Below are 23,648 nucleotides of genomic sequence, written 5' to 3' on the forward strand. Positions count from 1 at the left end.
TTCAGCCCGGCGACGACCATAAGGTTCGCCGCATGATTCCCGCGATACTGGTCTACCGTCCTTTCGCGCAATCAAAGACTTTGCGCAGAATTTTCAAGCACTTCGGACCTGTCGCTGAACGGCGACGAAACAAAACCGCTGGAATGCTGGGGACTTAGCTGCTGTTACCTAGAAAAGACCTTAAACGGCGTCAGAGAATTGCGACAGAAAATTCGCAAATTGCTAGGATGCGACGCCATAGGGCGAGATCAATTTAGACGTAACTGCTCTGATTCTAAACACATTAGTATTTTTTGGCACAGTACTTGCTCTAATAAAGCTGAAGCCCGGTGTTACGGGGTATTGAGTGCATGCACTTCCTGCCCCGCCGAATATTCGTGCTGCCCTTATATCAGCAGCTAGAGACGATTCGGTCATGTGACATAAGCGGTCTGTGAACTTAAAGCATGATGGACTTCAAAGTTTACAGGTACGGGCCTTGCCTGCAGTCAGTCCAGTGCTATAACTTGGCTGTACTGTAAATGGCAAACCTGTCGAAAGACAGGGACGCAAAGCTTCCGGTCTACGGGTTTTACCTATGACAGCGGGGTTGCCAGAGTCCGAAGTGCGATCGCACTCCCGGACGCTATCTAACGGCACCTGCCAGATTAGCCCCTGACTACCGGAATTCGTGAACCACGGTTGCTCGAACGTTCGCAAGGTTGCATTACCAAAGCACCTGCACCTGCTGACGCTCAAGACATCGAACGAGGTACGGTAATGAAACTAGTTTTGTCCAAGTCGATCGGCACTTTTGCCATCCTGTCGCTGCTGCTGACCTTGAGCGGCTGCCTGACAGCGGGTGGAGAAGTCGATAACGGCGACGGCAACTCGCCGCCCCCCGGTCAGGACGGCAACTCGGCTCCGGTCATTTCCGGCAGCCCTGCATCCGCCATTACGATCGGGCAGACCTACACATTTACACCGAACGCCACCGACCCGGACGGGGACCCGCTGACGTTCTCGATCGAAAACCTTCCAAACTGGGCAACCTTCAACACCACCAATGGACAATTAACAGGGCAACCGCTGCTCGGCAATGAAGGTTCGTACAACAACATAACGATCAGCGTGTCCGATGGTACGGCGACCGTGGTACTTCGCCAGTTCTCGATTGCGGTTACGCAGTCCGGGCTTGGCTCTGTAACGTTGTCACTGGCTGCACCGTCGGTAAATACCGACGGTACACCGTTTACCGATCACGCCGCATTCAAGATCTACTACGGCATGACCCGTGGCCAGTATCCGAATGACGTTTATGTCGACAATCCGGGGCTTTCGTCCTATCAAGTCGAGAATCTGGCTCCCGGCACTTATTACTTTGTCGCTACGGCGGTCAATCAATATGGCATTGAAAGCAGCTTCTCGAACGACGTCATGCGTGTCGTAAATTAAACCTGCGCCGATTTTTCAGGTCAGAAGCATCAACACGCTATGAAACAATGGCACTGAAGATCAACAGACCCGTACCCGAAACCGAACGACAGTGGCAAACCAGACAATGCGATTACACGTCCGATTCCTATTTTTGACGACACTTTTTTTATCAGCGACGGTTGGAGCTCAACAGGACCCAATGACAGGCAACAATGCTCCAGCGGTAATACTGGGAGCCTCGTACGCAGCAGAATGGCCAATCGAGCGGCTGGCTGGTCACAAAGTGGTTAATCGAGGAATAGGCGGTAACGAGTCCTTTGACATGCAAGAGCGATTCAGCCAGGACGTAGTCGCGCTTGACCCTGCCAAGGTCTTAATCTGGGGCTTTATTAACGACATCTTTCGCGCAGAACCCGGAAAGATGGCAGAAACGAAACAACGCATCCAGAGAGGTTACCAATCGATGGTTGCCGCTGCAGAAAAGGAAGGAATTGAAGTAATTCTTGCAACAGAGGTGTCCATTCGCGGCAAAGCGGGCTTTACGAATTGGGCGGCCAGCGTTGTAGGCGACATTCTTGGCAAGACCAGTTATCAAAGCATGATTAATGGGCACGTGAACGAGGTCAACATCTGGCTGAAAGATTTTGCCCGCTCCAAAGGCATAACGGTTCTCGACTTTGAATCGCTCCTCGCGGACTCGGACGGAACACGAAAGAGCGAGTTTGCTGTCGAAGACGGCAGTCACCTTACGGCAGCGGCATACGCAGCCATGAGCAAGTACACACAAGATGCATTACAAGCCGGACAGACGGCTAACGAGGTTAAATAGGAAATGACTACTCGGATATGGACCCGCAAACACGGGGATACAGGACGTATCAAACGCCGCAGCGGCCACGCATTTGCACTGTTTGTTGCAATGATGCTGGGAGCAACCGGCATTCATTCCAAGGAACTCTATGTCGATGGAGCTAATGGCGACGACAGTGTGAGTTACGCACAAAATAGTGCCAACAGTCCTTGGTCGACACTTGGCCGTGCCATGTGGGGAAGCACAAATATTAATAGCCCCAACTCCGGACAAGCCGCGCAAGCGGGTGACACCGTTATAGTTCGAGCTGGCGTCTACTCGACTACGCAGGGCACCGGCGAGCGCTACGAGCCGATCTACAATCCAGTAAATGATGGCCGGCCAGGCGACCCGATTACTATTCGAGCAGAGGGCGTAGTTAGCCTGCAATCGAATACGAATACAATTGGCGAACCGATCATCGGTACTTTGAACCGCCAATACATCGTTTGGGACGGCTTCTATATTGATGAAATCAATGTAGACACCAAAGCAGATACCGGCCCGGTCGTCGTCTGGGGTTCGAGCAACATTACGATTCAGAATCTTACAGTGCGTGGCAAAACAGTTAGCTGGGGCGACAATCACAGCGCCATTCGAATTGAATATTCGACGGACTCGCTGATTCGCAGCAACCACCTGTTTGAGAATCGCGGTGCGTCAAACCAATACAATGGCTCTGCAATCATTCTATATGATTCGAGCGGTATCACCATGGAGCACAATGAGATTCATGACTCTCAGGGCGGCATATTTATCAAAGGCTCTTATGGCGCAACTGCGAACCACAGAATCACCGTTCGCTACAACCTGCTCTATAACCTGGGTGTTGGCATCACTCACGGTATTATCAACGACGCCGGCACAGCGTTCGGTGCTCGCACCTACCAGAACATCGTTCACAACTCCGGCTCTGGTATCGTGTTTATCGGCTATAACGGCTCCAGCCCCGCCAACATCGACGTTACCAACAACACGCTGTACGCGAACAATTTGGGAATTCATGTCAAGCCGGGCACTACTGGTTACCGCGATGTCGTCATCCGTAACAATATAGTTCTGGACAGTTCATACGGCATTCAAGGTGAAGACGTTACTGAAGTAAGTAACATCACCTTCGCGAATAACCTTTATGGGTCTGTCGGTACACTCGCCAGAATCGCTTACGCGAATCACTCGCTGTCCAGCTGGCAAAGCAATTACAATCAGGACCTGGTCGGCAGCATGCAAGCAGATCCAATGCTGGTCAATGCATCCGGCGGAAACTTCCGCCTGAGCGGTGCATCACCTGCACTGAATGCAGGGCTTGACGTACTTAACATGTTCGGCGGTGGCGCGATTAACCTCGGCGCATACGTGGCTGGTGATGAAATCATCGGAGTTACGTCGGAGCTGGCCGATCCCCCAAAAATCCCAATGCCACCGACGCTGCAATGAGTATGGACACGCCGCCCATCTGGGCGGCGTTTCATTTTCGGGCAGGCTGGTAATAGTATCTTCCGGACTTGTTCCACAACGAAGTGCCATTGATTGCAACACGCCCGACGTCCAATGTAGTAAATAGAAAAACTTACGATTCGCTATACCACCAAGACGGCCACCGCTGTATATTGGCGCCGTCCTCGACCCCAGCAATACCCGCAGCAAGAAACAATTAATAATGAACGAGTGGTCACCAAACTTCGCGTGCTGAATTCAGGCACTCAACTCCCCTCCTCGTCCGATCTACCACCTGACCAGGAGCCCGCGCACAGCCAAGCGGATCAACCTCTAGGCATCAGCAGCATTAATCCGACAGAGGTGGGCAGCATTCTTCTGGTGGGCAACTATGCCCCCGATACAGGATTCTCCTGGTGGCTTATGGAGAACTTCTGGCTGCAATTCGGAGAGCTGGCAGAACAGCAAGGACTGCAATCGCTGCTCGCTTACCCCGTAACCGGGCAATTGCCACCTAACCTTCGACAGCCTTCGCTGGTGACTTCGGTGCAGCTTCGCGTGCCAGGCCGGAATCTCCATGAACTCTGGCGTGCCTGCCGCTTTATCCGGAAACAGCGCGTACGCTTGCTTTACTTCAGCGACAGAACATTCAGCAACTGGCAATATGCCGCGCTCCGGCTGGCAGGAGCAAAAATCATTATTAACCATGCCCATTCGGGTGGCGAGAATCGCAATGCGACGGGCATCAGGGCAGTGGTCAAATCCGTTCTCCGGAAGATTCCTCCTTTCAACTGTGACCTGCAGTTTTGTGTTTCACCGTACATGAGTGAAAAAGCGGAACTCAACGCTAGAATCCCGTCGAACAAGCTGGTCACTATTCAGAACGGTGTCGAGCCGATTGAAGTACCACCGGCTAATCCGTATTACGTTCACGATCTCCTTGGACTGGATCGCGCTACACGAATTTGCGTGTCATCGGGACGAGCCGACCCACGCAAGCGCATCGATTTTTTGGTCGAAGTAGCCAATTATTACGTACACGAAATGAAGCGCACAGACGTTGTATTCGTGCATTGTGGAGACGGACCTGATCTACACCGGCTGACAGAACTACTGGAAAGCAACGGCCTTAACGAGTATTTCAGACTCATCGGCAAACGTTCTGATATGGCCGACATATTGCGTTCGAGCACTTTCGCCATTCATGCCTCCATTAGCGAGGCTTTCTCGTTGGCCATCCTGGAGTTCATGAACTCGGGGCTTGCGACGATTGTCCCCAACATTGCCTCGGTCACGCAGGCTATCGATGATGGTCAGAGTGGCTTCTACTACCGGCCGAATGACGTTGCTGACGCGGCAGAGAAGGTCAGGGTTCTCGCTGAAAACCCGGCACTGGCGAAATTTCTGGGTACCCAGGCAAAAACCACTGCCAACTCGAAATACCGTCTGGATTCAATGAACGAAGCTTTCCGTTTGGCGATCAGACAGGTGTTAAACGGCCTCTGATTCCGGCCGCAGAACGGCCGCTCCGACGGCCACTGTGAACTGCGTCAAGACGAGAATTGCGGCCTGTGCACTTGCAGATGCGGTGAGTTCTGCAAGAATTGCTGGCTTTGCAGCAAGCCCCTCTACTACCTTAATAAAATCAATAACATGCAGAATTCTGAACTACCATTCTACTTTGCTGACACCGACGAGCCGCTGTTTGCCGTTCTGCACACGCCGAGTAACGCCTCACCCAAGCAGGGCATCGTCATGTGCCACCCGTTTGGCGAAGAAAAATTGTGGAGCCACCGCGTTTATGTCAACTTTGCTCGCCGTGCAGCCGACCTGGGCGTCGCCGTGCTCCGCTTCGACTTTCGCGGCAATGGCGACAGCGCCGGCCATTCCGAAGACTACAGTGCCGAGAGCTATCTGGAAGACATCCATACAGCTGTAGCTCAATTGCGACAAGATTGTCCTACGCTGGAGAACATAGACCTGCTCGGAATGCGCTTCGGCGCCACACTCGCTTCTGAATATGCTGCCCGCCACGCCGGTATTCGGCACTTGCTTCTGTGGGAACCGATCGTATCTGGCGAGAAGTACATGCAGGAACTACTGCGCATTAACTTGAGTACTCAGCTCGCGGTGTACGGCAAGGTCCGCGACAACCGCGAACAGCTGGTTGAGAAGCTCGCAGCTGGCGAGCATGCCAACGTCGACGGCTACCTTATATCGCATGGTTTTTATGAACAATGCGGAAAAATTAACCTGTTGGCATCAGAAGTTTGCAAGGTGTCTGGTCAGACACTTGTAGTGCAGATAGCACCGAACATTAAGCAAAAAGATCGACCGGAGTTCGTCGAGCTCGCTCAGCAAATTCCGTCGAGTCACTTCCTTAAGGTAGAAGAACCGGCGTTCTGGCGTGAAATTAAGCCTTATACTTCAACCACTACCACCCTAATCCCCGAAACTCTGAGTTGGCTGGAGCAACAGAATGGCAGTTAACGCAGAAGCGATCACCTTTCGTAATCGCGATGGCAAGCTTTTGTTCGGAACCTTGCACACCCCCGTGGGTGAACTTGCAAATCGACCTATGATCGTCTTGCTGTCACCAGGCGTGAAAATGCGCGTCGGCCCGCACCGCCTTTACAACCGCATGACTGATGCCTTCATTAAGCAGGGTTATGCCGTGTTCAAGTTTGACTTCTATGGACTGGGAGACTCAGAAGGTGAACTGGGCAAGGAACTCCTGGCCGAGGTCTATAACGACACCGAAAATGGAGCGTTCGTTAATGACGGCATCGATGCGTTGGACTGGCTGCAGAACGAACGCGGTATCAAGTCATTCATAATTGGCGGCCTGTGTGGCGGTGCGATCAGCAGCATATTGCTGGCCCAAGACGATCAAAGAGTCGTTGGTTTGTTGTCGCTTGGCATGACCGTAACACTTGCTATGGGGGCTGCCGACAGAACTCGCTTCGCCAGTCAGGGAGAGCTTGCTGCATTGCGCAAAGGCTATGTGCAGCGCTTATTCAACCTGAAGTCATGGCTGCGGTTGCTTACATTTCAGAGTGACTTCCGCAGCATTGGAAGATCGCTGGCGCAACTGTTTGCGAAGAAGAAATCAGCATCGCCAACCCCCGCAGCGACTGGCAGCGAACCCGGGAAACAAGCAGAATCCAATGCCAATCCACTGTTTCCCAAAGCCTTTTTCAAGATGGCAAAGAGTGGCCGCCAGATGTTGCTAATTTTCAGCGGCGCTGACCGGCTCTACTGGGAATTCGACGAAAAGTTCGCTCAGCCATACGCAAGTGAATTGAGAGACGTTGCCAACAGCTACGAACTGCACATAGTTGAGAACGCGAACCACGTATTCTCGTTCCGCGAGTGGGAAGAGGAAATGTTGCAAATCTCAGCCAAATGGCTTGAACGACATTTCCAGCAAACAACCACTCATGAAGCAGCCTGATTGCCCCGTCTTCCTACGAATTAAGGGCCCGGTCACATGAATCTAGATCACGTTTGCATCGCCGTCAGGAAAATTGACCCGGCACGCGACAAGCTCTGTCAGATGTTTGGCTACCGCGCGCGCACAGAGAAAGTGACGAATACCCGGCAACAGGTGGTTGTACAGTTCCTTGAAAAAGCAGGCTCGATAAACCTCAAATTAATCGAACCTGTCGACAGGAGCTCTCCCCTTGTCGAATTCGTCAAAAAAGGTGGCGGGCTGCACCATCTGTGTTTTCGCGCCGCCGACGGCTCCGAAGCAATACAACATCTGACAGAATCCGGTGCTCGGCTGATCGCTAAACCGCAACCCGGCGAAGCATTCGACGACAACCCGATTGCGTTTCTTTTTTGCGGGTTCGGGCTGAACATCGAAGTAATCGACACGGATGCGAGACGTGCGGAAATCGGATCAGTGCCATGACCTTTGCCGTAGGCCGTAACGCGCAAGCAACAGTCACGGAAATTTCGTGACCCGGATCACAACGCCGAGACCTCGTGATACCGTCAGCAAGCCTGCAGACGCTATCATTTATCGAACAAACAATAAGATAAGTAGCCTATGGACCAAATAAGTCAGCCTCTTCGCCCGCGCCGCGGCGAATTCCTGACCGTGGTTGCTGTGCTTGCCACCATCCTGTTCAGCGATGTCGCTCTGCGTGCGGTAGAGGACCGGCTGTCCGGCAATATCGCACACATCAATGAGATCGATGAACTGGCGGCCGACTATAAAGCCGGCGACCCGGAATCTATCTTGTTCATGGGCAATTCGCTAACCAACAACGGCGTAAATGCTGAAATTACCCGCAAGCTCCTGAACGAAAACGGACACGCTGTTACCACGATGAACAAGATCGTGCCTGATGCAACGACGATCTGGTCCTGGGCCTGTATCGCTGACAATCAGTTTTTGGACCGTGACGTCCTGCCCGCAACTGTTGTGCTGGGTTTCGGCTGGAACCAGCTCAGCGATCAGTCGCGAATCCTTCCAACGCGCCTCGGCGCATTTTTCTGTTCAACAGGCGACCTGCTGAGTATTGGCGAACACAAGAGACTGACGAGCGCTGAAATCGGCGAGTTCCTGACCGCCCGGACACTCCGCACGTACGCGCACCGAGAGACCGTGCGCAATCGCGTCCTGAGCCTGCTCGTTCCGCACTATCAGCAAATGACTCAAGAGAACAACCGCAGGCTGCGAAATGCGGCAGATTCCGCTGGGCCACAGGTATTCAGTTACACCGTCCTGCAAGACTTGATCGCTGATCTGTCGAAGCAAGGTACGCAATTAGTCATCATGGCAATGCCGGTTCGCGACCTTCCTTATGAAATCGACGCCGGTCTTGCACGTTTGTTGCAAGAGGAGCAGGTTCCGGTTCTTGATTATCGATATCTCAACGGTATCGACGAAGCATCGTTTCTCGACGACATGCACCTGGACCCCAATGGTGCAACAGTTCTCACCACTCGCATGGCACATGATCTGGCCAATCTGATCCCCGCAGCAGAATGACAAAGGGCGAACGTATAAATGCTGTTTAACAGTTTCATATTCTGGGCATTCTTCGCCGTCGTAATCGCGGTCTACTGGCGGCTCGGTCACCGTGGCCAGAACATCCTTCTGCTTGCCGCAAGCTACACGTTCTACGGCTATTGGGACTGGCGATTTCTATCGCTGATACTGCTGTCCACCGCAATCGACTTCGTCGTTGCACAAAAGGTCGATGCTAGTGAAGAACCCGGTCGCCGGAAGCGCTGGTTGCTGCTGTCCATATGCACGAATCTCGGCTTACTTGGATTCTTCAAGTACTTCGGCTTCTTTGTAAACGAATTCGCATTGGTGCTGGAGGCCGCAGGTTTCAACGCCTCAATACCCACACTAAACATCATTCTGCCTGTCGGTATTTCGTTTTATACGTTCCAAACTCTCAGCTATACGATCGATGTATATCGACGCGTAACCCGCCCTACTCGCGGACTGCTGGACTTTGCTGTCTACGTATCGTTTTTCCCGCAGCTCGTCGCCGGCCCGATCGAACGCTCGAAAGATCTGATGCCGCAGATCCTGAAGCCGCGCGTACTGGCCCAGGGTGCATTTGCAGAGGGTCTGTACCACGTTCTGTTTGGCATGTTCAAGAAGGTGGTGATCGCCGATAACCTTGCCCCGCTAGTGGACAGAATATTTTCGACACCAACTGCAGAACTTGCGAACACAGAAATCCTGTTTGGTATCTACGCATTTGCCATACAGATCTACTGCGACTTCTCAGGTTACTCATCGATAGCGCAGGGCATCGCCAAGTGGCTGGGCATCAATCTTTCCTGGAACTTCAAGATGCCGTACTTTTCCAGAACACCCAGCGAGTTCTGGCAACGCTGGCACATTACGTTATCGTCATGGCTCCGGGACTATCTTTATATTCCATTGGGCGGCAACCGCAGCGGTGTTTACGGCACATTCCGCAACCTGATGCTAACCATGGCTCTCGGCGGCCTTTGGCACGGAGCGAACTGGACCTTCATCGTCTGGGGCATCATTCATGGTTCTGTACTGATCGCGTACCATGTCCTGGAAGCGCGTGGCTGGGCATTGACCGCTCTTTCAGGAATAAGGCGACTAATCAGTGTCATCGTCTTTTTTCATATCGTTTGCATTACGTGGATCTATTTCCGGGCCGAATCATTGACGCAGGCCAACGAAATGGTTCTTGGACTGTTCCAAAATGTCGGTATGACGGACTTCTCGGCGTACATCGTTGGCATGCTCGCATTCTTCGCCTTACCCATGATGCTGTTGGAGTACTGGATAGAACGATCAAAGAACCTGCTGCACGTTCTGAGTCTGCCGCGACTGGTCCGGGCCGCTATTTACGCCTATTTCGTCTTCATGTTACTGGTCTTCCCGCCATTAACGCCGCAAGTGTTTGTGTACTTCCAGTTCTAATCGGATGAGGCACTTATTCATCAATAATGAAGGTTTGCCCGCAGATCGCCGGACGGTGCTCGTATGACGGTCGCTACCCGTCATGCTTCGTCGCTGCACAAGCTGCCCGACATACTGAGCCGCGGAGCCGACCGGAATCCTGAGAAAATTGCACTGACGTTCAAGGACGACAGTTATTCATACGCTGAGTTAGCTGCCGTTGTAACGGCGTTTTCCCGGCAATTGGCGAACCGCCAGTCCGAGCCGCAAGCAAGGGTGGCCGTATTGCTGCCCAATTGCCCGGAAGCGGTAATCGCAGCATTCGGCACAATGTTTACCGGTGGCATCTACGTTCCTGTCAATCCGTTGCTCCGGCCTCGTCAAATCGAGCACGTGCTGAGAGATAGCGGCGCGACCATACTGATTAGCACGAGTTACCTGTTTCAATCGATCGCAAGCGTGCTCGATTCGCTGCCAGCTATAAGCACCGTAATACTTACCGACGCAACTGAAACAGCAGCCCAGGAAAATGAGCATTTCGAGATGCTCACCTGGCACGAAGCCCTGACTACCACATGCAGCAATGTCATTGAGTTACCACCAGCCCCCGGTATCGATGATCCGGCATTGATTTTTTACACCTCCGGCAGTACCGGACGAGCAAAGGGTGTGCTGGTTTCTCACAGAAATCTACTCGATGGCGTTCACATCATCTCAGGCTATCTCGAGAACACGGATCAGGACCGAATCCTCGCAACGCTGCCAATGAGTTTCGACTACGGCTTCAGCCAGATCACGACCGCTTTTTATACGAATGCCGAAGTGGTACTGACGAACTACTCGATGCCACAACAGCTGCTCGGAGAGCTGCGCAAGTACCGGATTACCGGCTTGGCGGGTGTACCCACGATGTGGGCGCAACTGGTGAATGTTGTCTGGCCAGAGGATGTCACTGATCACCTGCGGTATATGACCAATTCCGGAGGTCGTATTCCCTCGTCCGTTTTGCAACGGCTGCGTGCACGTGCAGGAGTGACTCGTATTTTTCTGATGTACGGACTCACCGAGGCATTCCGCTCTACCTACCTCGACCCTTCACAGCTTGACGGACGCTCCGACTCCATTGGCAAAGCCATTCCGGGCGTGACTATCGATGTCATCAACGCCAATGGCGAAAGCTGTGCCCCGGGCGAGCCCGGCGAATTGGTGCACAGCGGCGCGCTCGTCAGCATGGGCTATTGGCAGAACAGTGCTGCGACGGCCGAGCGGTTCAAACCATTGCCCGCCGCACTTTGTGGCGATAGCCCACAGCGCCTCGCTGTCTGGTCCGGTGACCTGGTCAGTCGGGACGAGGACGGATATCTGTTTTTCGTCGATCGTACCGATCACATGCTCAAGAGCTCGGGCTATCGGATCAGCCCCTCCGAAGTCGAAGAGGTCATTCATGCCAGTGACCTCGTTGAGCACGTAATAGCCGTTGGCTTGCCAGACGAGCGCGTCGGACAGCGCATTGCCATTGCCGTCGTTCCAAAGTCATTGCATGAGGACAACGATTTCGCTATCCGCCATGTATGCGCCCGCGAACTGCCCCCGTACATGCAACCCGATGAAATTCTGATATTGAAATCACTTCCACTGACGGCTCATGGCAAGCCTGATCGCCCTGCCATCCGCGACCTCTTCGCCACTCCTCCCGCCCGCACCTGAGCCAACGAATGTCTATCGGCAAGAGAGTCGCCAAAAACGTTTTCTCGAATTGGGCGAACCTGGCAGTCAACATCGTCATTTCGTTTTTCCTGGCGCCGTTCATTGTCAAATCGCTTGGGAATACCTGGTACGGTATCTGGGTCATCATGATGCAGTTCACCGGCTATTTGTACTTGCTGGATTTCGGTGTACGGGAATCAGTTATTCGTTACGTGTCAAAATTCCTTGCCAGCAAGGAAGACGACAATCTCGATGAAATACTCAGTGCAAGCCTGCTTTTTTACAGCGGGATAGGCTTCATTGCCCTGGCTGTTTCTACGGCACTCGCCTTCGGCTTCTCCAGTATTTTCAATGTTGACCCTGAAGTTGTTCCAGTCGCGAAGATAGTCATCGTATTGGCCGGCCTGACCATCGGCCAGACTCTGGCATTCAACGTCTATACAGGCGTCGTAATGGGGCTGCAGCGATACGATATCTTCAACAAGATCGGAATCGTCTTTGCTTTCATACGTCTCGCGTTGATACTCGTCTTCCTCAATCTGGGCTACGGAATACTCGCGCTGGCCATCATCCAGTTGGTCATCGGAATCGGCAATAATCTGCTGATCTACCGCGCTTCCAAACGACTACTGGGTGAACACGGCTATCAGCTACGCTATAAGCACCGACCTTTGCGTGAGCAAATACCTGTCTTTCGATCGCTCTACAATTACAGCGTACACGTCGTAGTTAACAATCTTGGCCAAAAAGCCATCTTCTATACCGATGCATTGATCATCGGTGTATTCATGAATGCGGCTTCGGTTACCTTTTACGCCATCGCTGGCAATCTGATTGAATACCTGCGGCGTTTGATACTGATTTCCAATACGGTTTTGAACCCGTTGGTCAGCGAACTGGAAACCAAGAAAGACACGGCAGCCATTCAGACCGTACTCATGCAGGGTGGCAGACTCTCCATGCTCATGGCGCTACCCATTGCTGCGATTTACCTGACTATGGGACGGCAATTCATAGGTCACTGGATGGGCCACGAATACGCAGCACTGTCCGGCGACGTGCTCTTTATTTTGGCGATGTCCGTTGCAATGTCGACACCTCAGAACACCATCAGTAGCATTCTCTACGGAATCAGTCGGCACAAGATCATCGCAAACTTGCGAATCGTTGAGGCCGTCGCGAACCTGGCGCTAAGTATCACTCTCGTGCAGTCCCTCGGAATAATAGGAGTCGCACTCGGTACCGCCATTCCGCAGATCGTTATAATGGCCATCGTGCTGCCCATTTTGGTCTTGCGCTTGCTCGAACTACCCGTCGGCAAGTACGTACAGGAGACTTACGTCAGACCTATCGCCGCCACAGCACCCTTTGCAGCCGCGTGTTACGCGGTCAACATGCACGTTCCGGCTTCATCACTACTGACACTGATGCTGCAATTTGCTCTACTTGGCCCGGTGTATCTTGCCGGTGCCTGGTTCATCGCGTTGCATACACAGGAACGACAACAGTACAGTCTGGTCATCCGGCGATTCCTGCCGAACCAGTCCTGAACCCCGCACAACAGGCAATCAGAAAACAATGAATAAAGTCCGAATCATGTACTGCGAAGGCAATATCGATGGAACCATTGGCGGTTCCTACTACAGCCTGCTGTTCCTTACGGCCGGATTGGATCGTTCGAAATACGAACCTGTCGTCGTTTTTCGTAAAGACAATGAACTTATCGCCCGCTTCAACGCGGCTGATATCCAGACCATGGTGGTTCCACACCCATTGCCGATGAGTTTCAATGTACCTGACGAGAAGTCGTCAACAGCCTATCGTTTGACTTTCCCGGTTCTGCGCATCGTCCAGAAAGCGGTGAATTTTTTCCGGTTCCTGCCCATAGCCGCCTTCAAACTGTCGCGATTGCTGCGCCGCGAGCGTATCGACCTTCTGCACCTGAACAACTCAATCATCCGCAACAATGAATGGATGCTTGGCGCACAGCTTGCCGGCATTCCCGCTATCACGCATGAGCGTGGAATCAACAACAGCTATCCTCGGCTGTCGCGCTACTACGCGCGCCGACTGGCTTGCGTGGTGAGCATTTCCGACGCAGTACGGGACAACCTGCTGGACAAAGGCGTAATCATCCGTCGCGCGGAAACCATCTATAACGGCATTGACCCAGACATCATGAAGGCGACGAGCAACCCCGCAGAAATTCGCGCCACACATCAAGTTGACCCAGATGCGACGGTCATAGGGGTGCTCGGGAATATCAAAGAATGGAAAGGTCAGGAAACGGCAGTCCGGGCAATGCCGTTGATACTTGAAAAGCACCCGAACACGATTTGCATGCTGGTCGGCGATGTTTCTCCCAGCGACAACTACTACTTCGAACGACTACAAAGCCTGATCAAAGACCTCGAACTGGGAGATCGAATTGTATTTACGGGTTACACCAACCGCGTTCCGGAGTATCTCAACGCGCTGGATATCATGCTGCATACCTCAATTGACCCTGAACCTTTTGGCCGTGTACTCATTGAAGCCATGTCACTGCGCAAGCCGCTAATTGGTGCCGCTGCCGGCGCAGTGCCGGAAATCATTAACAACGGCGTATCCGGCTATACGTTCGAACCGGGCAACAATAAAGATTTGGCGGACAAAGTAATTCGTATGCTGGACGACCCCGCCGCAGCTGGCGCCATGGCCAAACGCGGTTACGATCTGTTGCACCAGAAATTCCACATCGACATAAATGTTCAGCGTACCCAGGAACTGTACGCTGACATTCTGGACGACTAGCTTTCGCTACTGGCGTTTCTCAAACACCAGAATATTGGCAAAGGCGGGACCGCCCCAGCGAAACACGCGGAACCATAACCAGTTAAACCAGTGAATTAGCTTTTTCAGTACCGGAGTCGGCACGACCCAGTACAGTTCTGAAAACTGCCCCGCGCGGCGGCTGACCAACTTCAGTCCGTGCCGGTCGAATTCACGGATTAGCCAGGGAATATCCGCCTGCCGTGTCATCAGGCGACCTTCATCCGTCTCTTCCCAGTTTTCAATACCGGCGGGCGTATCAATGACCTCGGCCCGTTCACGATTCAGTACTTTCTTCAGGAAACGCAGAACGACCGATTGCACCGATCGCTTATTGCCTTCACTGATCGCCAGACGTCCACCGGGCGCAAGAATCCGGCTCAATTCCGCAACAGCCGTAGTTACATCCGGAACGTGCATGAGGACCCCCCAGCAAACGATGTACTGCATCGCGCCATCATCCATCGTAATCGCTGTCAGGTTCGCTTGTCGAAGTTCGATAGCCTGCTCGTATTGAGTACCCCGCAAAGCATCGCCGGCCATGTCCAGCGCGTGCTGAGACAGGTCAGTGCCCAGTACCGTCAATCCCTGGTCAACAAGATGCTTGGACTTCGCACAGCTGCCACAACCGGCATCCATAACCTGTGCACCGGCCGGCGCATCAAAGACGTTCGCAATGTGGGCAAACGCCATGCGGTAAAAATGTTCGTTATCAGGCGTGCGATAATTATCTCGCCATTCCTCGTGAATGTCGCGTTTGCTTAGCGTACTTTCAGCTGCTTTTGATCCGTCTTTTTCCACCGTTCTGCTCCGTAAGTGGTTCACGCGCTATAGCTATGCGCTCAGAGTTCGTATTGTTCTTTCCAGGTCAGGAAATTGAGCGTAGTCCACAGAATTTCCGAATGATCTGCTTTGCCACTCCGGTGTTGCGTCAGTCTGTCCTGCAGCACTGACTTGTCCAGGAGCCCGTCGTAGTTGGTATCGTTAATCAGCCGCTCGATTGTCATGCCAAGACCTTCTGATTCGCGGAAATACTGCGCCAATGGTACGCCGAAACCGGATTTTCTACGGTGTACAACGTCTTCGGGCAAATAGCGGCTCGCCACTTTTTTCACTACCTGTTTGGTATCCCAACCGCGGGTCTTGCACGATGACTGCAAGTGATTGGCGAATTCCACCACACGATAGTCGAGAAATGGGACACGCGCTTCGATGCTGGCCCCCATGCTCATTTTGTCTTGCCTGTTAAGTATAGAAACCAGGTAGGTTTTCTGATCATTGACGGACAAGCGCGACATGACATCGCCACCATCGGCAAGCTCATGAGCGATCCCCCGGCGGTAGTCGAGACTGGAAGGTACCGCACTATCAAGTACTGCTCGTACTTCGTCGTCCTGACCACTGGCCGCATTCAGCAATACTCGATCTTCCCGTGATATATCGAGGTAACGGCGCAACTTCGCAAACCTGTGGTCCCGCAGTACGGTAGCCGCCGTCGACAACAACGGCTTACTTAACCAACCGACCCGGTCCAACGTAGCGGCAAACCGCGGCAGATGGTAGCGGGGATAACCGAGGAACAATTCATCTGCGCCCTCGCCGGTCAAGACGACCGTGACGAAATCTTTTGCCAACTTGCTTACCGCATAGATGTGCACGGAATTCGCAAAGTTCAAGGGCTCATCATTCAGATGCACCAACTCTGGAATATAGTCCGCAAAATCTTTACTGCTGACCCGTATTTCATGATGTGTCGTGCCGTACTTGGCCGATACCATTCGAGCGTACTCCGACTCATCGAAGGCCACTTCATCAAAACCCACTGAAAACGTATTAATTGCACTACCGCGCGCACGCGCTGCGAGGGCTGTAACCAAACTAGAGTCGACGCCGCCACTGCAAAATGTCCCGAGCGGCACTTCACTCATCAATCGCACATTGACAGCGTCGGTCAACAACTCGTCGAGTCGATCCACAGCGTCCGCCATGGTGTGTATGCCGGTATCCGTACCGGAATGTTCGTTCCAGTATTGCTGCGTTCTGATGCCCTCGTCGGTAACCAGCATATGATGGCCCGGCAACAACGATTGAACACCATCAAACATGGTTTGTTCACCACAGACCGCACGGAACATGAAGTATTCGTACACAGCCTGTGTGTTGATTCGCGAGTCGTGCAAGCCGCTGGCCAGCACCGACTTTATCTCAGAGGCGAAGACAAACCCCCTGTCTGTATTCGTGTAGTAAAGCGGCTTTATTCCCAGTCGATCCCGCGCGATGAACAACTCACGCTTTCGTTTGTCCCAGACCGCAAAGGCGAACAAACCGTTCATGTGTGTAACGCAATCCGCGCCGTACTCTGCATAGAGGTTAAGAACCACTTCCGTATCCGAATCGGTTCGGAAGGTATAACCCTTGCCCTGCAATGACGCTCTTAACGCCGCATAGTTATAGGTTTCGCCGTTGTAGACGATACAGAGGTTACCCGTAGCGTCGGTCATGGGCTGCTGACCGGTGGTCAAGCCGATGATGCTGAGTCGACGATGTCCCAGCCCGAGATCACCGTCTACATGCACACCTTCTTCATCAGGCCCGCGATGCACCATACAATCGCGCATCGCCAACACTGCGCGCTCATCCACGTTTCTACCGCGATCTCTTAGAAATATTCCGTTAATGCCACACATGTGTTACTTGTCCCTTAGATTCCGAGCGCCACTCGAGAGATCACCCATTTGAATTTTCCGGAGGCCGACCGCTCCAGTTCGTCGACGATCTCAATGCGTATTTCAATACCCGCGCCGAGCCTGTCCTGCAGGCCATGCACCAGTGCTACCGTATGTTCTTCACTGAAACCCTTGCCGGGCACGAGCTTGACGACAACAAGGTCCTGTGACTCCTGAATAATTTGCGATTCCTCAATGGTCGTCAGAGGCTTAAACGGGTGCGTAAGAACCGACGGCGAGATTATCCGACCATCCTTGAGTGTTAACGAGTCTTCCGCTTTGGTCGCCACATCTTCCATCAACGGTAATCCGCGACCGCAGCTGCACTTCTCCGCCTTGAGTGCAGACATGTCATTGGTCACGTAGCGAATCAAGGGCATGGCAATATTGTGTAACGAGGTTGCGACCAGCGTTCCCGTTTCACCTGTAGCGACCGGTTTCCGATCACGGTCCAGAAGTTCGGTAATGCCGTACTCTGCGCACACATGATGGCCCATGTGTTGATCGCATTCTGTAGCAAACAATACCCGCTCGGCAGCGCCGAAATAATCGAAGACCTTGCAAGCAAAACTTTCCTCGATGGTTTCCCGTTGAAAATCATAGAGGGTTTCAGACGATGAAAGAATCGCGTGTAGCGGCAAAGTCTCGCCTCTGTTCTTGAGGTACTTGGCCAGTACATAAAGCGTTGACGGGTAGCCATCGAGGACCCGCGGATTGAACCTGCGTAGTTCGGCAACATAGGCAGGCAAGTTGTCCTGCGACAGATGGAACGATGACAACAACATCTGCCGGTGCAGATAGTTGTAACGCCAGTACGGTGGTTTTTTCTGGTCGAGAGGCACAATGACATTGCCGCGAATAACAGCGACTTTGTCCCCAGAACGACCGAGGCGTGTATCAGCCCAGCGATACTGACGATCCAGCATCGCATAGTTCATACGAATCATGTCTTCGTCGTAGCACACTTCAAGAGGCGAGCCGGTCGTGCCACTGGTGTTTCCGCGTGCAACGGTTTCCAGATCAAATTCGTCTGACAACAGATCTGCAAAGCGGGCCCGTATGATGTCCTTGGTCAACACTGGCAGCTTGTGAAGATCCGCCTTGGTAAGAATATCCGCAGCTGTCAGGCCACGCTCGTCCATTACCTCCCGGTAATACGGTACGTGCTGATAGGCATACTTGATAATTCTCTGCAGTTGCTGGTTCTGATAGGCCTCCAGCTCGGCGTCGTCATACCACTGACTCTTGTCGAGCAACGCCTGAAACTCACGAAAGCGCCCACCGTAACGTTGCCGGTCCAGCAAAATGCTGAACGCAGTCACCGCGATGTTCTGCAACATAGCTGGCAGGCGGTCATACAGTTTTTTGTAGGGCGATTCCATACTCAGCTGTCCTGCTGACCGCGCGGCGTATTGCCGTCGCGGCTGCCAACGTCTTCATAAACCCCGTCCAGTACCTGGCCGATCCCGGCCCAGGAATACCGTTCCACAGCAAGTCGTCGCGCCGACTTGCCCAGTTCGTCGCGCCTGTCGCGACTCTTGAGTAGTTCGATGGTCCGTCGAATAAACCCTTTGCTGTCATCTTCAATGCAAATATCGAGACCGCTGGTTACTTCAATACCTTCACACCCAACCGATGTTGATACGATCGCCTTTCCTTGCGCCAACGCATCGAGCACCTTCAGGCGCGTGCCACCGCCGACCCGAATCGGCACAACGTAGACCGCTGACTTTGCCACGTACGGACGAATGTCATCGACGAAGCCCGTCACGATCACCGACGGGTCCTTCTTGGCAATGTCCAGTATCTCGCGGGTCGGGTCCTGCCCAATGACGTAGAATTTCACGTCAGGGACAGCCGCCTTGATCTCGGCCCACATGTCACGAAGCATGTACATGACAGCGTCTTCATTAGCGAACATATTCATGCCGCCGGTATAGATAATGGCAGGCTCAGTAACCGCCTCTATGGGTTTGAAGTACTCGATATCGACGCCGTTTGGAACAATGGCAGTGCGTACTGTGGGCGCCATCGCCAGCAGATCTTTCTCGTCGGTACTGGACATCATGACATTGACGTCGAAGTTAGGACTTTCGCTGGCTTCGTACTCGCGGAGTAAACGCGCTTGCCGGGCTACATACCATCGGCCAAACGCTGTACGTTCCACCTTTGAACGCCGTTCCATCAAGTTGGATTCGATATTGTGGTGAGTGATTACCGACGGGACATTCGGCGCGAACCGCAAGTATCGTGCGAGGCCGATCGTATCGTAGTGAACTACGTCAAAATCGTGTTCGGCCAGCAAGTCTTGCATACACTTCTTGTACGCCGCCGATGTGTGCGCCAATGCACTGAACGGGCCCGGGTAAACCGTACCGATGCTTAATGCCAGCAGCTTGTGAACTTTGGACTTCTTCGGCCACAGATCAAAGTAATGTACTGATGTGCACATCCGCTCCAGCACCCGCCGGCTTTCATCGATCATCGCCTGGTCTGTAAGGATTTCCGGATGAATAAATGCCAGCAAATGAACATCGTGCTTCTTCGCAATTTCGCGAACGATATTGTAGCCACGCTGTAACACACCACCGTGAGGTGGATACGGAACAATTTGGGAGAGAAATAGAATCTTCATTGTTGTTTTCGGTTCATCGCAACTTCAGCTATTACAGCCGACTTATGAACACACGTCCTCGTATAGTGCTTCGTGTCGCTCGGCAAGCCTTCGCGCCGTAAAGTTATCATGGTAGTGCTGACGGGCTTCAGCACCCATCTGTGCACGCAAGCTGTCATCGCTCAACAGGGCAGCCATCGCCGCCGTCATGCCGTCGATGTCGCGGGGCTGCAAAACGCGTCCATGCCGTCCATCTTGCAGAATTCGCGGCGTTTCGCCGACAGCGGTAGCCACGATCGCACGACCAAGTGCCATCGATTCCAGCAGCACCATCGACATAGCCTCCCACAAAGATGGCTGGAAAAAGATATCGATATGCGGAATAACAGATTGCGGTGCTTGTTTAACCCATCCCAGGAACTCCACCTCGTCCTGCAGCCCGAGCCGTTTAACCTCGTTTTCCAGCTCTTCCTGCAGCGGCCCACCACCAGCCACCAGAAAAACGAACGGCGGTACATCCAGAGTCTTCAATTTGGCAGCAACCTTGATGAGGTCCGGCATGCCCTTTTGTTCGATCAACGTATTGACGCTGCCGATAACAATTCGACCCTGCTGTCGATACTTGCCTATAGTCGGCTCGGCGGGCAATTCCGCTAGCACGTCCACCCCGTTCCAAACGGTCTGGACCCGCTGTGCCGGCATGCCGTATAGCTCGAGGACGCTCTCTCGCTGGTGTTCCGAAACGGAAACAAGGCGGTCCGGGACGCGCCATGTGGCTCGCTCGATTCGCTGGAAATTGGCCGCACGTTCCGGGTAGTTGCCATAGTGAAAGGTATGCACATGCCGAAGGCCCGGCGTAGTTAGCCGGCAAACAGAACCGTCCATCAACGAATGCACGTCGTGCGAATGTATGAGGTCGAACTTCTCTCTGACGATCAGGCGTCGCAGTCGCCACGACGTGAAATAATCGGGCTTGCTGCGATTAGGACGGGCAACTGCGTGCACGGTCGTTCCTTCGCCCTCGATCTTCTCTGCAACTACGCCCTTCTCTTTCAGAAAGCACACATGCACATCGAATCGATCACGGTCGATTCGGCGACAAATATTGGCCGAGACTTCCTCAGCCCCGCCAATGTGCAATGTCGAATGGACCAACAAAATTTTCTTCTTTTCAGGCACCGCGGTTTCTCTCTCCAGGTCTTGCGATCAGAGAAGGATCATCAGCCGCGCTATCGGCGCTGGCATTCGACTGCTGACGAAATTCCTCAATTTTGTTTTCATAGGCAAAGGTTGCCGCAACTATAATGCCCGAGAGCACGAAAATATGCGGGTAGTACGCCACAGAAAGAAAAGCGCCGCCTATACAAAAACTGATCAACGCGGCATTCAGCATCAGGAACAGGCGTTCAAACGACGCAACTTCCGGGTGCGGACTGCCGCGGGCTCTGATGCGCAGGCGGTTCAAACGACGGTAGCCACCGAACAAGAGTGCCATCAGGCAGACAAATCCGGGAATTCCCAATTCACCGATGACGAGAAAATACATGGAATGCGCTGTCAGCCATGGCAGGTTCTGATCACCGAACTCGGGGGGTCGAAACTCTGTACCCAATGCGACCGGAAAATGCCCGCTGCCGACACCGGTCAAGGGATGGGCCGCCGCCATCCGAACACCCGATTTCCAGGCCATGATCCGACCCATCGCAGAGCCTTCTTCTTCGTAGTGCGCAATCGTCTGCATGCGGTTGAAGTACTCCGGCGGTGCGAAAGCCAGTACTACAACACCCACAATAGCGAGCAGTACGACGCCCACAACCTTGTGCTTGCCAGTCCACCACAGGAAACCAAGCGAACCCGCCAACGCCAATGATGCGCCACGCGATTGAGTTCCAATGATTGCAAGAATCAGCAATCCGAGTGCTGCCAACCAAACACCCTTCGCAATCTTCGAACTGGCCTCTAGCAATAGATAGAGGCACATCGGCAGTATGACGCACACGGACAATGAGAAATCGTTACCGTCGCCCAGGAAAAACGCGCCACGCAAATAGGAACGTGTTTCTGGCTGAAGAATAACGTCCGGGTTCAACCCCAGCAGGATTATATGGACAAAAATCAGAACTGCGAACAATCGCTTAAGCTTCGCAACGTCCGTTGCCAGCTTGACAATCATCACGTACCAGAAGATGTAACCCAGTGCGAACTTGAAGACTGTCCAGGAATAAAGCGTAACGTCCGCAATCAACACCGAGAACGCCAACAGGAAGAGGTAAAAAAACAGCCATTTCGAGGTAACGTTGCTGAACATTCGACCGTTGCTGATCGGTTCGGACAAAGAAACTGCAAATATGAAAGTCAACAATGGAACGATAGTGCCAATTTTTATGGCCGCAATAACAGGGATAAAACTGCCTGGAGAAACGTACTCCAGGAAAATAGACAGCAGCAATCCCGAAAACAGCATCAGCCTGTCCGCCCGGACATGAGCGATGAATAGATCGATTCAAATTTCTTAACACGAGAATCATGATTAAACTGGGCTGATATTCTTTGCCGACCGTGGCGGGCCATCGCCAAATGGCGGGCCGGATCAGCCAGAAAACTGCCGACGCCGTCAACGAGGTGTTGCTTCGACTGTGCTGCAATCAGAGTGCCGCTGATTTCGTCTTCGAAAACTTCAGCAGTGCCGCCCACGTCAGTGGCGACAACTGGCGTTTCCATCAACAATGACTCAAGTATGACATTCGGCATACCTTCAGTGAACGAGCTCTGCACAACCAGGTCCGCACTGTTGTACACAGCGAGCATATCGCTCTGATAACCGGCAAATACAACCCGGTCTTCCAGGCCAAGATTCACCACTAATGCCCGCAGTGACTGCTCCTCGGGACCGATTCCAACGAACACCAAACGCGTATTTGAATTTTCTTTACAAATCTCTGCGTACGCTTCGAGCAACAGCGCCTGACCCTTTTCATGGCTCAAACGGCCGATATTCATCAACAATATGCTTTCGTCACTAATGCCCAGCTCCCGCCGAAAACGTCGATCTTCGTGATCGGGATGATAGTCATCGATGATCAATGCATTAACGACTACGTCAACGTTCTGAGCATGAAGCCCTTCCGCCAACAATTGTTGCTTCATTAATTCACTAACGGTAATCACGCGGTCAAACCGCCGCAGCAATCGGATATCTATCGACTTGTAGATTGACCGTTTAAAGTTATTGGCTATCCAACCGTGACACGTTGAGACGATCGGAATTCGTCTCCGCCAGGCGCAATATATGCCGGCGAGATTGGATCGGAAATCGTGGGTGTGCAGCAAATCGATATCGAGTTCGTCGATCGTGGCCATGATCTGTCGAACGACATTAGAATCAAATGCCGCTTTCTCGACAATTGCGCAGGTATTTAGCCCGCGCTTGCTGGCATCGCTCAAGTATATGTTGTCACTAACGTCTTCACCGCAGAAGCCGCCGACAATCAGATTGAAGCGCTCGCGATCCAGACTCTCTGCCGTTTGCAGCACCGTGCGACCCGGGCCATCGACCCACGGCGAATCACGCAAATCGAGAATATTGATCGGACTATGCATACAAGATAGGAAAACTGTCAGCCAGGACGAATCGATAAGTTCTCTCTAAACTCTTGGCCAACATAAACTCCGGCT

The 23,648-nt window shown here is 52.9% G+C and carries 19 protein-coding genes and 1 riboswitch; of the genes, 12 read left to right on the forward strand and 7 right to left on the reverse strand.

Annotation, left to right across the window (positions count from 1 at the left end):
• Positions 1–513 precede the first annotated feature (513 nt).
• A riboswitch (cyclic di-GMP riboswitch) is annotated at positions 514–597 on the forward strand.
• A 162-nt stretch (positions 598–759) separates the two neighbouring features.
• The 12 genes from AC0L8N_RS02245 to AC0L8N_RS02300 all read left to right on the forward strand — a co-directional run bounded on the left by AC0L8N_RS02245 (position 760) and on the right by AC0L8N_RS02300 (position 14,615).
• Complete coding sequence (locus AC0L8N_RS02245) at positions 760–1,434, forward strand: putative Ig domain-containing protein (RefSeq protein WP_473665953.1); 675 nt, start codon at positions 760–762, stop codon at positions 1,432–1,434.
• A 106-nt stretch (positions 1,435–1,540) separates the two neighbouring features.
• Entirely contained in the window at positions 1,541–2,245 is a 705-nt protein-coding gene (locus AC0L8N_RS02250) for a GDSL-type esterase/lipase family protein (RefSeq protein WP_473665955.1), read from the forward strand.
• A 3-nt stretch (positions 2,246–2,248) separates the two neighbouring features.
• Positions 2,249–3,703 carry a right-handed parallel beta-helix repeat-containing protein gene (locus AC0L8N_RS02255; RefSeq protein ID WP_473665956.1) on the forward strand — a complete coding sequence of 485 codons (1,455 nt, stop codon included), beginning with the start codon at positions 2,249–2,251 and terminating at the stop codon, positions 3,701–3,703.
• A 363-nt stretch (positions 3,704–4,066) separates the two neighbouring features.
• Complete coding sequence (locus AC0L8N_RS02260) at positions 4,067–5,209, forward strand: glycosyltransferase family 4 protein (protein WP_473665957.1); 1,143 nt, start codon at positions 4,067–4,069, stop codon at positions 5,207–5,209.
• A 147-nt stretch (positions 5,210–5,356) separates the two neighbouring features.
• Positions 5,357–6,193, forward strand: coding sequence for an alpha/beta fold hydrolase (locus AC0L8N_RS02265; RefSeq protein WP_473665958.1), 837 nt, complete (start codon positions 5,357–5,359; stop codon positions 6,191–6,193).
• Complete coding sequence (locus AC0L8N_RS02270; protein WP_473665959.1) at positions 6,183–7,157, forward strand: alpha/beta hydrolase family protein; 975 nt, start codon at positions 6,183–6,185, stop codon at positions 7,155–7,157. Before AC0L8N_RS02265 ends, AC0L8N_RS02270 begins: the two co-directional genes overlap by 11 nt.
• A 36-nt stretch (positions 7,158–7,193) precedes the next feature.
• Complete coding sequence (locus AC0L8N_RS02275) at positions 7,194–7,619, forward strand: VOC family protein (protein WP_473665960.1); 426 nt, start codon at positions 7,194–7,196, stop codon at positions 7,617–7,619.
• Positions 7,620–7,757: 138 nt separating this feature from the next.
• Positions 7,758–8,705, forward strand: a complete 948-nt coding sequence (locus AC0L8N_RS02280) for a hypothetical protein (protein WP_473665961.1) — start codon at positions 7,758–7,760, stop codon at positions 8,703–8,705.
• A gap of 18 nt (positions 8,706–8,723) precedes the next feature.
• Positions 8,724–10,136, forward strand: a complete 1,413-nt coding sequence (locus AC0L8N_RS02285) for an MBOAT family O-acyltransferase (RefSeq protein WP_473665962.1) — start codon at positions 8,724–8,726, stop codon at positions 10,134–10,136.
• Between the two features lie 63 nt (positions 10,137–10,199).
• Positions 10,200–11,822: an acyl-CoA ligase (AMP-forming), exosortase A system-associated gene (locus AC0L8N_RS02290; protein ID WP_473665963.1), complete on the forward strand. Its 1,623-nt coding sequence runs from the start codon at positions 10,200–10,202 to the stop codon at positions 11,820–11,822.
• An 8-nt stretch (positions 11,823–11,830) separates the two neighbouring features.
• Entirely contained in the window at positions 11,831–13,372 is a 1,542-nt protein-coding gene (locus AC0L8N_RS02295; protein WP_473665964.1) for an oligosaccharide flippase family protein, read from the forward strand.
• A 28-nt stretch (positions 13,373–13,400) separates the two neighbouring features.
• Positions 13,401–14,615: a glycosyltransferase family 4 protein gene (locus AC0L8N_RS02300; RefSeq protein ID WP_473665965.1), complete on the forward strand. Its 1,215-nt coding sequence runs from the start codon at positions 13,401–13,403 to the stop codon at positions 14,613–14,615.
• A 6-nt stretch (positions 14,616–14,621) separates the two neighbouring features.
• Here the strand turns inward: AC0L8N_RS02300 and AC0L8N_RS02305 are convergent, their stop codons facing one another.
• From AC0L8N_RS02305 to AC0L8N_RS02335, 7 genes are read right to left on the reverse strand one after another with little or no spacing between them, the layout of a single operon-like run.
• Complete coding sequence (locus tag AC0L8N_RS02305) at positions 14,622–15,434, reverse strand: class I SAM-dependent methyltransferase (protein WP_473665966.1); 813 nt, start codon at positions 15,432–15,434, stop codon at positions 14,622–14,624.
• Between the two features lie 41 nt (positions 15,435–15,475).
• The gene (gene asnB / locus AC0L8N_RS02310) at positions 15,476–17,320 is read right to left on the reverse strand and encodes an asparagine synthase (glutamine-hydrolyzing) (RefSeq protein ID WP_473665967.1); all 1,845 of its coding nucleotides are present in this window, start codon (positions 17,318–17,320) and stop codon (positions 15,476–15,478) included.
• Positions 17,321–17,334: 14 nt separating this feature from the next.
• On the reverse strand, positions 17,335–18,741 hold the full coding sequence (locus AC0L8N_RS02315) for a phenylacetate--CoA ligase family protein (RefSeq protein WP_473665968.1): 1,407 nt from the start codon (positions 18,739–18,741) through the stop codon (positions 17,335–17,337).
• Between the two features lie 2 nt (positions 18,742–18,743).
• Complete coding sequence (locus AC0L8N_RS02320) at positions 18,744–19,994, reverse strand: glycosyltransferase family 4 protein (protein ID WP_473665969.1); 1,251 nt, start codon at positions 19,992–19,994, stop codon at positions 18,744–18,746.
• Positions 19,995–20,036: 42 nt separating this feature from the next.
• The gene (locus tag AC0L8N_RS02325; RefSeq protein ID WP_473665970.1) at positions 20,037–21,152 is read right to left on the reverse strand and encodes a glycosyltransferase family 4 protein; all 1,116 of its coding nucleotides are present in this window, start codon (positions 21,150–21,152) and stop codon (positions 20,037–20,039) included.
• A complete protein-coding gene (locus tag AC0L8N_RS02330; RefSeq protein WP_473665971.1) occupies positions 21,145–22,437 on the reverse strand; it encodes an O-antigen ligase family protein in 1,293 nt (430 codons plus the stop codon). Before AC0L8N_RS02330 ends, AC0L8N_RS02325 begins: the two co-directional genes overlap by 8 nt.
• Positions 22,437–23,573, reverse strand: coding sequence for a glycosyltransferase family 4 protein (locus AC0L8N_RS02335; protein WP_473665972.1), 1,137 nt, complete (start codon positions 23,571–23,573; stop codon positions 22,437–22,439). The genes AC0L8N_RS02330 and AC0L8N_RS02335 overlap by 1 nt, the downstream gene beginning before the upstream one ends.
• Between the last annotated feature and the right edge of the window lie 75 nt (positions 23,574–23,648).

The sequence above is a fragment of the Woeseia sp. D3-10 genome (assembly GCF_055809415.1).

Excerpts from the sequence above, each read along its gene's own strand:
- AC0L8N_RS02245 (WP_473665953.1), top strand. The coding sequence starts at position 760 with ATGAAACTAGTTTTGTCCAAGTCGATCGGCACTTTTGCCATCCTGTCG.
- AC0L8N_RS02250 (WP_473665955.1), top strand. The coding sequence starts at position 1,541 with ATGCGATTACACGTCCGATTCCTATTTTTGACGACACTTTTTTTATCA.
- AC0L8N_RS02255 (WP_473665956.1), top strand. The coding sequence starts at position 2,249 with ATGACTACTCGGATATGGACCCGCAAACACGGGGATACAGGACGTATC.
- AC0L8N_RS02265 (WP_473665958.1), top strand. The coding sequence starts at position 5,357 with ATGCAGAATTCTGAACTACCATTCTACTTTGCTGACACCGACGAGCCG.
- AC0L8N_RS02270 (WP_473665959.1), top strand. The coding sequence starts at position 6,183 with ATGGCAGTTAACGCAGAAGCGATCACCTTTCGTAATCGCGATGGCAAG.
- AC0L8N_RS02275 (WP_473665960.1), top strand. The coding sequence starts at position 7,194 with ATGAATCTAGATCACGTTTGCATCGCCGTCAGGAAAATTGACCCGGCA.
- AC0L8N_RS02280 (WP_473665961.1), top strand. The coding sequence starts at position 7,758 with ATGGACCAAATAAGTCAGCCTCTTCGCCCGCGCCGCGGCGAATTCCTG.
- AC0L8N_RS02285 (WP_473665962.1), top strand. The coding sequence starts at position 8,724 with ATGCTGTTTAACAGTTTCATATTCTGGGCATTCTTCGCCGTCGTAATC.
- AC0L8N_RS02290 (WP_473665963.1), top strand. The coding sequence starts at position 10,200 with ATGACGGTCGCTACCCGTCATGCTTCGTCGCTGCACAAGCTGCCCGAC.
- AC0L8N_RS02295 (WP_473665964.1), top strand. The coding sequence starts at position 11,831 with ATGTCTATCGGCAAGAGAGTCGCCAAAAACGTTTTCTCGAATTGGGCG.
- AC0L8N_RS02300 (WP_473665965.1), top strand. The coding sequence starts at position 13,401 with ATGAATAAAGTCCGAATCATGTACTGCGAAGGCAATATCGATGGAACC.
- asnB (WP_473665967.1), bottom strand. The coding sequence starts at position 17,320 with ATGTGTGGCATTAACGGAATATTTCTAAGAGATCGCGGTAGAAACGTG.
- AC0L8N_RS02315 (WP_473665968.1), bottom strand. The coding sequence starts at position 18,741 with ATGGAATCGCCCTACAAAAAACTGTATGACCGCCTGCCAGCTATGTTG.
- AC0L8N_RS02320 (WP_473665969.1), bottom strand. The coding sequence starts at position 19,994 with ATGAAGATTCTATTTCTCTCCCAAATTGTTCCGTATCCACCTCACGGT.
- AC0L8N_RS02330 (WP_473665971.1), bottom strand. The coding sequence starts at position 22,437 with ATGCTGTTTTCGGGATTGCTGCTGTCTATTTTCCTGGAGTACGTTTCT.
- AC0L8N_RS02335 (WP_473665972.1), bottom strand. The coding sequence starts at position 23,573 with ATGCATAGTCCGATCAATATTCTCGATTTGCGTGATTCGCCGTGGGTC.